Source organism: Methylobacterium sp. CCH5-D2 (assembly GCF_001556475.1).
Classification (GTDB): Bacteria; Pseudomonadota; Alphaproteobacteria; order Rhizobiales; family Beijerinckiaceae; genus Methylobacterium; species Methylobacterium hispanicum.
The window spans coordinates 1-238 of record NZ_LSIX01000179.1 but is presented as its reverse complement, the minus strand read 5'-3'; the positions used below and the strand labels follow the sequence as shown (position 1 = coordinate 238).

Below are 238 nucleotides of genomic sequence, written 5' to 3'. Positions count from 1 at the left end.
GGCAGGACGTCGTCTACGAGCACACCACCGCCGAGCGCTTCGAGGCGCGGCCCGTTCGGGTCGAGCCGCTCGACGGCGGCCGGGTGCTCGTGGCCGAGGGGATCGGGTCCGGTAAGCGGGTCGTGACCCAGGGCGCCGAACTCCTCGACCAGGTTCGCTGAGGAGGCCGCCCGATGTTCACCTTCCTCGTCAGCCAGTCGGTCCGCAACCGCCTGCTCGTCCTCGCGCTCGCCGCGGT

General features: G+C 72.3%; 1 pseudogene. It reads left to right on the top strand.

Annotated features, from left to right (window positions below):
- A pseudogene (locus AX737_RS35500) lies at nucleotides 1–161 on the top strand (RND transporter); the annotation flags it as partial.
- Nucleotides 162–238: the final 77 nt, after the last annotated feature.